The sequence below is a fragment of the Hydrogenophaga sp. genome (genome assembly GCF_028698005.1).
In the GTDB taxonomy this organism is placed as follows: domain Bacteria; phylum Pseudomonadota; class Gammaproteobacteria; order Burkholderiales; family Burkholderiaceae_C; genus Hydrogenophaga.
In genome coordinates this window covers 19,653-28,403 of the sequence record NZ_JAQVEJ010000025.1, presented here as the reverse complement: position 1 = coordinate 28,403, position 8,751 = coordinate 19,653, and the positions used below count along the sequence as shown (strand labels likewise).

Here is an 8,751-nt window from a genome sequence, read left to right as displayed (position 1 = left end):
GGCCGGCAGCGACAGGTTGCCGACCATGCGACCTAGAATCGGCCGATGCAATTGGCTACCTGGAACATCAACTCCCTGAGCGTGCGCCTGCCACAGGTGCTGGACTGGCTCGCCGCCAACCCGGTCGACGTGCTGGCGCTGCAGGAACTCAAGCTGACCGACGACCGTTTTCCAGCCCAGGCCTTCGCCGACGCCGGTTACCACGCGCAATGGTTCGGACAGAAGACCTACAACGGCGTGGCACTGATCAGCCGCTCGCCCGCCACCGAGGTCATCCGCAATATCCCCGGCTTTGAGGACGAACAATCGCGCGTGCTGTGCGCCACCATCGACGGCATCCGTGTCATTGGCGCCTACTTCCCCAACGGGCAGGCACCCGGCAGCGACAAGTTCACCTACAAGATGCGCTGGCTCGACGCGCTGCGCACATGGGTGCGCACCGAAATGGCGAGCCACCCGCAACTGGTGCTCATGGGCGATTTCAACATCACCTTCGACGACCTCGACGTCTGGGACCCTGAGGGCCTGCGCGAGACCATCCACTGCACCACCGAGGAGCGCAACCAGTTGCAGGCGCTGATGGCGCTCGGCCTGCACGATGCGCACCGCCTGTTCGAGCAGCCCCCCAGGAGTTTCAGCTGGTGGGACTACCGCATGCTGGGTTTTCAGAAAAACCGCGGCCTGCGCATTGATCACATCCTGATCAGCGATGCCCTCCGGGCCCGGGCCACCGCCTGCACCATCGACCGCCAGCCCCGCAAGAACAAGCAACCCAGCGACCACGCCCCCGTGGTGCTGACACTGGCTGACTGACACACCCTCCACCTGCGGCGCCCGCGCAACGGGCACCGCAAGGTGTGGCGTCAGTCGTCCATGCCCAGTTCCTGGATCTTTCGGGTGATGGTGTTGCGCCCGATGCCCAGCTTCTGAGCCGCCTCGATGCGCCGGCCACGTGTGCTGGCCAGCGCGGTCTGGATCAGACTGAGCTCGAAACGGCGCGTCAGCGCATCCCAGACATCGGTCTTCCCCTGTTCGAGCATCTGCCGTGCCTCGGACTGCAACAGCTGTTCCCAACTGCCCTGGCCAGGCAGCACACCACTGGCTGCATGCGTCACCGACACCGGCAGCCTGTCCAGGGCCGTCGTCGCCGGCGTCACAGACAGGACCTCTGGCTCCAGTACCGGCGACGGCACCGCCTGTGCGGCCATGACGACATCCGGCACCGTGACGCTGTGGTCGCCATCACCTTGCACCTCCGGCGGCAGATCGTTCACGTCGATCACCTGGGCCGGTGCCATCACGGTCAGCCAGTGGCACACGTTTTCCAGTTGCCGGACATTGCCGGGGAACTCGAAGGCCGACAGCACCCGCAGCGCACCATCCGAAATCCGCTTCGGCTCGACCCCCAGCTGCTTGGCGCTTTGCTGCAGGAAATGCCGCGTGAGCATGGGAATGTCCTCGCGGCGCTCGCGCAGCGCCGGCAGGCGCAGGCGGATCACGTTGAGGCGGTGGAACAGATCCTCGCGGAAGGCGCCCTCCTTCACCCGCTGCTCCAGGTTCTGGTGGGTTGCCGCAATGACGCGCACATTGGCCTTGACCGCACTGTGGCCGCCCACGCGGTAGAAATGGCCGTCCGAGAGCACGCGCAGCAGGCGCGTCTGCAGATCGAACGGCATGTCGCCGATTTCGTCGAGGAACAGGGTACCGCCCTCGGCCTGCTCGAAGCGGCCGCGCCGCATCGTCTGCGCGCCGGTGAAAGCACCCCGCTCGTGGCCGAACAGCTCGGATTCCAGCAGGTCCTTGGGAATCGCCGCGGTGTTGATCGCGATGAAGGGACCGTCGGCACGCGGCGAGTGCTTGTGCAGCGCCCGCGCGACCAGTTCCTTGCCGGAGCCGGACTCGCCGGTGATCAGCACGGTCACGTTGCTCTGGCTGAGCCGGCCGATGACGCGGAACACGTCCTGCATCGCCGGTGCCTGCCCCAGCATTTCGGGCGCGGCACTCACCGACTCCTGCCCCACTTCCTCGCGCTGGCTTTCCTCCACCGCACGGTGGATCAGCTCCACCGCTTTGGGCAGATCGAACGGCTTGGGCAGGTACTCGAAGGCGCCTCCCTGAAAGGCCGAGACGGCACTGTCCAGGTCGGAGAACGCGGTCATGATGATCACCGGCAGGCCGGGCATCCGTTCCTTGACCTTCTCCAGCAGCTCCAGCCCCGAGCCACCCGGCATCCGGATGTCGCTGACCAGGATCTGCGGTCCTTCCTCGGGCGCGTCAGCCAGGGCGCGCAGCACCTCCTGCGGATTGGTGAAGCTGCGCGTCGGCAGGTTCTCCCGCAGCAACGCCTTCTCGAGCACGAAGCGGATGGATTGGTCATCATCAACGATCCAGATCGGCTTCATGTCGGTGTCTTCCCTTCGTCAGTGTCGCAAGTGGTGGTTCATGGCAACGGGATCAGGATCTTGAAATCCGTCCTGCCCGGCATGCTCTCGCACTCGATCAGGCCATGGTGCTGTTGCACGAAGGTTTGCGCCAGCGTCAACCCCAGACCGGACCCACCACCACGCCCTGAAACCAGAGGAAAGAAGATGCGATCCTTGATCGAGTCCGGTACACCGGGCCCGTTGTCGATCACATGCAATTCCAATGCCAGCCGATAGCGTTGCTTGCCGAAGGTGAGCTGCCGCGCCACCCTCGTCTGGAAAATGATCTCCGCGTCCCCGGCCGCGATGCGGTCGGTCAGTGCCTGCGCCGCGTTGTGCGCGATGTTGAGGACCGCCTGTATGAGCTGCTCCCGGTCGCCGCGGAACTCGGGGATCGAGGTGTCGTAGTCGCGCACGATCGTCAGGCCGCGCGGGAACTCGGCCATGATCAGCGCGCGCACGCGCTCGCACACCTCGTGGATGTTGACATCGCCCACCACGTGCGGCCGGCGATGCGGCGCCAACAGGCGGTCCACCAGCGACTGCAGGCGGTCGGCCTCATGGATGATCACCTGCGTGTACTCGATGAGTTCCCGGGACTCCAGATCCATCTGCAGCAACTGCGCGGCCCCCCGGATGCCACCCAGCGGATTCTTGATTTCGTGGGCCAGGTTGCGGATCAGCTCCTTGTTGGCCTGCGCCTGATCGAACAGGCGCTCTTCGCGTTCCTGCCGGGTCTGCTGCTCCAGCGGCAGCAACTCCACGATGATCTCGCCCGGCGAGTCGGTCTGCGCCACCACCACGTGGACCGGCATCGGATCACCGCCCAGCCGCCGCAGCCCGGCGTCGTAGCGCAGCGCAGCGAATTCGTTGACCTGTGCGCCGTGCAGGGCGTTGAGCAGGAGGTGCGGCTCGGTGAACCAGTCCTGCAGCCCGGCACCGGCCAGGCTGCGGCGAGAGATGCCCAGCGCGTCCTCCAGCGCCGCATTCACGAACAGGACGGCGCCATCGGGGGCCACGACCGCCACCAGCGTGGCCAGCAGGTCGAAGGACTGGAAACGTGATGGTGACGCGCCGGCCGCCACACCGGCGGTGGCCGAGACGGGAAGGTCTGGGGGCGTGGCGGGCTTGAAACCCTTCATTATTTTGCGCCGGAAACCGCGGAGGACTGCCCTGCCGCGGGCAGCCTGGACAGTTCCCGCTCAATGCCGGCCACATCGGCCTCGGCCCGGGAGACCGCCGCCTTGAGCTCGGCCACGCGGTCAAGGTAGCGCTGGTAATTGCGGCTCTCGATGCCCTGCTTTTCGGGTTCGCCATCGGCGTAGGCCGCACGCGCCTCGGCCAGGCGCGCCTGCGCCTTGCGCAATTCACTCTCGAGAATCGCGCGAGCATCGCTGTCACGGGCGCGCTGCTCGGCCGACGGTGGCGGCGCCGCCGGCCGGGGCGCCGCACCGGGTGCCACGGCCGCCGCCGGTGGCGTGCTCGCCGGCCGCGGCGTGGTGCCCTGAATGATGGTGATGTTGCCACCCTCCATCAGCTTGCAGTCCTTGTCCCTGGCCGTTTTCGGATCGTTGGTGTACTCGCTGCCACAGCGGTAGATCTTGTTTTGGGCATGGGCCGCCAGACCGGTAGCCAGCAACACCGAAACCAGCATCCAGCGAACGGGACGGGAAGTCATCATCTGAGGCAAGACAGGCTCTCCAGCAGTCGGTCACAAGGGCAGTTTTCGAGTATGACCGAAAACAGGACCAATGGTGCCCGCCCTTGCACCGAATCCACCCGTGACCCGAAAGAAAAAAGGACGGCCGGGGCCGTCCTTTTCAATGAATCTGCCCCCCGCAGCCAAGTTGGCAGCCCGAGGGGAGACCGAACTCACAGGCTGAAGTACATGTCGAACTCGGTCGGCGAGACCTCGATACGGGAGCGGGTCACTTCCTGCATCTTCAGCTCGATGTAGGCGTCGAGCATGGCATCGGTGAACACGCCACCCTTGGTCAGGAACGCGCGGTCCTGGTCCAGGTACTCCAGCGCCTGATCCAGGCTGTGGCACACCGTGGGCACCAGTTTGTCCTCTTCGGGCGGCAGGTGGTACAGATCCTTGGTGGCGGCTTCGCCCGGATGGATCTTGTTCTCCACACCGTCCAGACCCGCCATCAGCAGGGCCGAGAAGCACAGGTACGGGTTGGCCATGGGGTCCGGGAAACGTGCCTCGACGCGGCGCGCCTTGGGATTGGCCACGTAGGGGATGCGGATCGAGGCCGAGCGGTTCTTGGCCGAGTAGGCCAGCTTCACGGGCGCTTCGAAATGCGGCACCAGACGCTTGTAACTGTTGGTGGACGGGTTGGTGATGGCGTTGAGGGCACGCGCGTGCTTGATGATGCCGCCGATGTAGTACAGGGCGAATTCCGACAGGCCGGCGTAGCCGTCACCGGCGAACAGGTTCTTGCCGTCCTTCCAGACCGACTGGTGCACGTGCATGCCCGAGCCGTTGTCGCCATGGTAGGGCTTGGGCATGAAGGTGGCCGTCTTGCCGTAGGCGTTGGCCACGTTCCAGATCACGTATTTGAGGTTCTGCGTCCAGTCGGCGCGTTCGACCAGGGTCGAGAACTTGGTGCCGATCTCGCACTGGCCGGCACCGGCCACCTCGTGGTGGAACACTTCGACCGGGATGCCCAGCGATTCGAGGATCAGGACCATCTCGGCGCGCATGTCGTGCGTGCTGTCCACCGGCGGCACGGGGAAGTAGCCGCCCTTGACGCGCGGACGGTGGCCGCGGTTGCCGCCTTCCAGTGCCGCGCCGGTGTTCCACGGTGCCTCGTACTCGTCGATCTTGTAGAAGGTGTGGCCCGGCTCGGTGCTCCAGCGCACGCCGTCAAACAGGAAGAACTCGGGCTCGGGACCAAAATAGGCCACGTCGCCCAAGCCGGTCGACTTCAGGTAGGCCTCGGCACGCTTGGCGATGGAGCGCGGATCGCGGTCATAGGCCTTGCCGTCGCTGGGCTCGATGACGTCGCACTGCAGGAACAGCGTGGTTTCCTCGAAGAACGGATCGATGTTGGCGGTGTTGGGATCGGGCATGAGCAGCATGTCCGAAGCCTCGATGCCCTTCCAGCCTGCCACCGAAGAGCCATCGAATGCGTGGCCGCTGGAAAATTTTTCCTCATCGAAGGCCGAGATCGGCACGGTCACGTGCTGCTCCTTGCCACGGGTGTCAGTGAAGCGGAAATCAACGAACTTGACTTCGTTGTCATTCACCATCTGCATCACGTCTGCGACGGTCTTGGCCATCAAAAGCTCCTGAAGAAACTGGGTGGGTGAAAAAAACGGTTGGCGGTCAATTCCTAGCAGCTTTCATGCCATGACCAGAGAACCGCATGGATGCAGGGGCACGAATGCACACAACAGGATCATGACGCACCGAAAGGTACCATGCACCGTCGCCGGCGCCGCAAACGCCACGTACCCCATTCATTTTGCACCATTACAGTGCATTTGCACCGGAACAAGGCGCCTGCTAGCGCACCATTTCTGGGCCCAATTGTGCACCGTGGCTTTGCAAGCCTGACAGCAGCTCCCGGTAGGCGCGGTCCACCACCTCGGGGCGCCCCTTGACCCCAAGCTCGATATGCCGCCCCAAGGTCGGGTGATCGACGCTGGGCAGACTGAACACCTTGACCTCATGCTCGCGCTCAAGGTGCTCCATCAGGGGGGTCAGCACCGCCTCCATGCCTCCGAACACCACCACCGAGCGCTCTTTCCAGGCCTCCTGGTGGTGCCAGGCGTGGTAATGCCGATCCAGCAGGTCCTCGATCATGGGCCAGGCCATCACCGGGAACCCCGGTAGGAAGTGCACCGTTCCACCGCCCGGGCCATCGCAGGAAAAGCCCGGAATCTTGTTGTACGGGTTGGCAATGATGCGTGCGCCGGCCGGAAACACCCCCATGTTGAGGCGGTGCACATTGTCGGCCCGCGCCGGATCGTAGACCTGCCCCTGCTCTCGGGCGACGTCCCGCATGCGCTCTTCGATCAGCACCTTGGCCTCCGGGTGCAGCACCAGCTCAACACCCAGTGCGGCCGCAGCGCACTGGCGCGTGTGGTCGTCCGGCGTGGCGCCGATGCCGCCGCACGAAAACACGATGTCATCGGAAGCGAAGGCGTCGCGCAGCGCCGCCGTGATGCGCGCGCGGTCGTCGCCGACGCAGCGCGCCCAGCTCAGGCTCAGACCCCGAGCTGCCAGCAGTTCGATCACCTTGGGCAGGTGCTTGTCGGCCCGTTTGCCCGACAGGATTTCGTCGCCGATGATGATGAGGCCGAAGGCCCGTGGAGTTGCATGCATGTGATCAGGGAATGGGCAGGGGGTCACGGCTTGGAGGGGTCGGTAGCGGTGTCGGCAGCGGGCAGGGCCGGCTGGCCGTGCCACGCCACCGCATCCACCATGGCCCCGTGCGCTGGCATGGGATCACCGGCATCGGCCAAGCCACCGCTCGATCGCAGCCGCGCCAGCTCTGCCAGCAAATAATGGGCGAACCAGAGAGAGGACAGCGCGAACACCAGGGTATAGACCCAGATGGCCAGCGGCACCAGCAGGGGGGCAAACGCCAGGAACAGGGCGCCCGAGGCCCAGAACAGGCTGGGCGCTGCCCCCAGATAGCCCGTGAGCACACCCATGAGCAGCAGGCGACCCCGGTGCTCGCGCAGGATGTGCTGGCGCTCGTCCTTGCTGGCGTGCGCCGCCAGCGCATCGAAGGCGAACACGCGGTAGGTCAGCCAGCCCCAGATCAGGGGCGGCAGGATCAGGACCAGTGGCGGTACCAGCCACAGCGGCATGGACAGCAACAGGGCCACCAGCGCGACCACGGTGGACCACAACGACCACCACACGGCGAGCACCATCGATGCCCCGCGCTTGCGCTCAAGCATCGGAAAGCGTCTTTGCCCGACCAGCGCGGCCATGGCCGAGGTCATGAAGGTTGCCACCAGCAGCAGGCTGGCCACGACAATGACCGGCGTGGACAGCGACAGCACGAGCAAGGGCGCCAGCATGGTCGAGACGAGCGACCAGCCGGCCTCGTTGAGCCATGCGGCCAGCGCCTGGTACAGCCTGAAAGTGTCGAGCCAGGCCTGCGCACTGGCCACGGCGGGCTGCCAGAAGAAATACACCAGGCCGAAGGAAGCCGCCAGCATCAGGCCCAACGGGAACAGGGACAGGCCGATGACGCGCGGGTGCAGACAGTAGGCCAGTGCCCGCCAGAAGGCATCGAGGATCTGCTTCATGTGTGCAGCATAGCGCCTTTCTCCGCCCGCCATGGCATCGGAACACGGCGTTTCGCTGACGGGCGGGTGACAGGCCGGCGTGGTGGATTCGCCTACGATTGCGCCATGAATCGCATCGACATCGAAGGCATCGGGCTGGAAGTGGCCCATATTCCCGGCGCCCCGGACAAGGCGCCCCTGATCTTTCTGCATGAAGGCCTGGGCAGCGTGGCCATGTGGCCCCAGCGCGGCCGCGACTGGCCGCGTGAGCTGTGCGAGCGCACGGGGCGCAGCGGCTGGCTGTATTCACGCCGCGGCTACGGCCAGTCCGACCCCGTGGCCGAGGTGCGCGCCGCGCCGCGCATGGCTGGCTTCTGGCACGTCGGCCGGCACGAACCCGACTACATGCACCGTGAAGCCTGGGATGTGTTGCCACGCCTGTTGCAGCAGCTGGGCGTGCACCGGCCGGTACTGGTCGGTCATTCGGACGGCGCCACGATCGCCCTGCTCCACGCCGCCCGCCACGACGTCGCGGCCTGCGTGGTGATGGCCCCGCATGTCATGGTCGAGGACATCACCATCGCCGCCATCGAGCAGGCGCGCGAACATTACCTGAAGACATCCCTGCGTGAGCGGCTGGCACGCTATCACCGCGACGTGGACAACGCCTTCTGGCAATGGAACGACATCTGGCTCGACCCGGCCTTTCGCGCCTATGACATCCGGACCACCTGCGCCGACATCCGCGCACCGCTGCTGGCCATCCAGGGCACGGACGACCCCTACGGCAGCCTGCAGCAGCTCCAGGACATCCAGGCCCAGGCGCCCCATGCGCATCTGGCCATCCTGCCCGATTGCGGCCACAGCCCCCACCGCGACCAGCCGGACGCGCTGCTGGATGCGGTCGCCCCCTATCTGGAAAATGTGCCCTAACAGGGACGAAGTGTGCCCAATCTGCACAAATTCCGGGGAAAACTGCCACAGACGTCACACATTGCCGGCTCATGACTTGCACCAGAGCGGTGAACTGTGCGTCAATTCATCATCATTCGATGCCTATCGCCGTTCTCTGATT

At 65.4% G+C, this 8,751-nt stretch carries 8 protein-coding genes; 2 read left to right on the top strand and 6 right to left on the bottom strand.

All coding sequences use genetic code 11. The features are described 5' to 3' along the window. The first annotated feature begins 45 nt into the window (after nt 1-45). The gene (gene xth / locus PHQ87_RS04560) at nt 46-813 is read left to right on the top strand and encodes an exodeoxyribonuclease III (protein ID WP_300231678.1); all 768 of its coding nucleotides are present in this window, start codon (nt 46-48) and stop codon (nt 811-813) included. Nucleotides 814-863: 50 nt separating this feature from the next. Here xth and ntrC read toward each other — a convergent pair whose 3' ends face one another. From ntrC to PHQ87_RS04530, 6 genes are all read right to left on the bottom strand, one after another. Further along, nucleotides 864-2,402, bottom strand: coding sequence for a nitrogen regulation protein NR(I) (ntrC, locus tag PHQ87_RS04555; RefSeq protein WP_300231677.1), 1,539 nt, complete (start codon nt 2,400-2,402; stop codon nt 864-866). Nucleotides 2,403-2,440: 38 nt separating this feature from the next. Next, complete coding sequence (gene glnL, locus PHQ87_RS04550; RefSeq protein ID WP_300231676.1) at nt 2,441-3,565, bottom strand: nitrogen regulation protein NR(II); 1,125 nt, start codon at nt 3,563-3,565, stop codon at nt 2,441-2,443. Further along, nucleotides 3,565-4,101, bottom strand: coding sequence for a hypothetical protein (locus PHQ87_RS04545; protein WP_300231674.1), 537 nt, complete (start codon nt 4,099-4,101; stop codon nt 3,565-3,567). The genes glnL and PHQ87_RS04545 overlap by 1 nt, the downstream gene beginning before the upstream one ends. Before the next feature lie 194 nt (nt 4,102-4,295). After that, complete coding sequence (gene glnA / locus PHQ87_RS04540) at nt 4,296-5,711, bottom strand: type I glutamate--ammonia ligase (protein ID WP_300231673.1); 1,416 nt, start codon at nt 5,709-5,711, stop codon at nt 4,296-4,298. A gap of 226 nt (nt 5,712-5,937) precedes the next feature. Further along, entirely contained in the window at nt 5,938-6,759 is an 822-nt protein-coding gene (locus PHQ87_RS04535; protein WP_300231672.1) for a molybdopterin-binding protein, read from the bottom strand. Nucleotides 6,760-6,782: 23 nt separating this feature from the next. Next, nucleotides 6,783-7,697 (bottom strand): EI24 domain-containing protein, encoded by a 915-nt coding sequence (locus tag PHQ87_RS04530; protein WP_300231671.1) that lies wholly within the window; start codon nt 7,695-7,697, stop codon nt 6,783-6,785. A 105-nt stretch (nt 7,698-7,802) separates the two neighbouring features. Between PHQ87_RS04530 and PHQ87_RS04525 the strand changes: the two genes are divergently transcribed. Further along, nucleotides 7,803-8,609, top strand: a complete 807-nt coding sequence (locus PHQ87_RS04525; RefSeq protein WP_300231670.1) for an alpha/beta hydrolase — start codon at nt 7,803-7,805, stop codon at nt 8,607-8,609. The last annotated feature ends 142 nt before the right edge of the window (nt 8,610-8,751 follow it).

Bases quoted from the DNA above. Each gene is read 5' to 3' on its own strand.
- xth (WP_300231678.1), top strand. From the start codon at position 46: ATGCAATTGGCTACCTGGAACATCAACTCCCTGAGCGTGCGCCTGCCA.
- ntrC (WP_300231677.1), bottom strand. From the start codon at position 2,402: ATGAAGCCGATCTGGATCGTTGATGATGACCAATCCATCCGCTTCGTG.
- glnL (WP_300231676.1), bottom strand. From the start codon at position 3,565: ATGAAGGGTTTCAAGCCCGCCACGCCCCCAGACCTTCCCGTCTCGGCC.
- PHQ87_RS04545 (WP_300231674.1), bottom strand. From the start codon at position 4,101: ATGACTTCCCGTCCCGTTCGCTGGATGCTGGTTTCGGTGTTGCTGGCT.
- glnA (WP_300231673.1), bottom strand. From the start codon at position 5,711: ATGGCCAAGACCGTCGCAGACGTGATGCAGATGGTGAATGACAACGAA.
- PHQ87_RS04535 (WP_300231672.1), bottom strand. From the start codon at position 6,759: ATGCATGCAACTCCACGGGCCTTCGGCCTCATCATCATCGGCGACGAA.
- PHQ87_RS04530 (WP_300231671.1), bottom strand. From the start codon at position 7,697: ATGAAGCAGATCCTCGATGCCTTCTGGCGGGCACTGGCCTACTGTCTG.
- PHQ87_RS04525 (WP_300231670.1), top strand. From the start codon at position 7,803: ATGAATCGCATCGACATCGAAGGCATCGGGCTGGAAGTGGCCCATATT.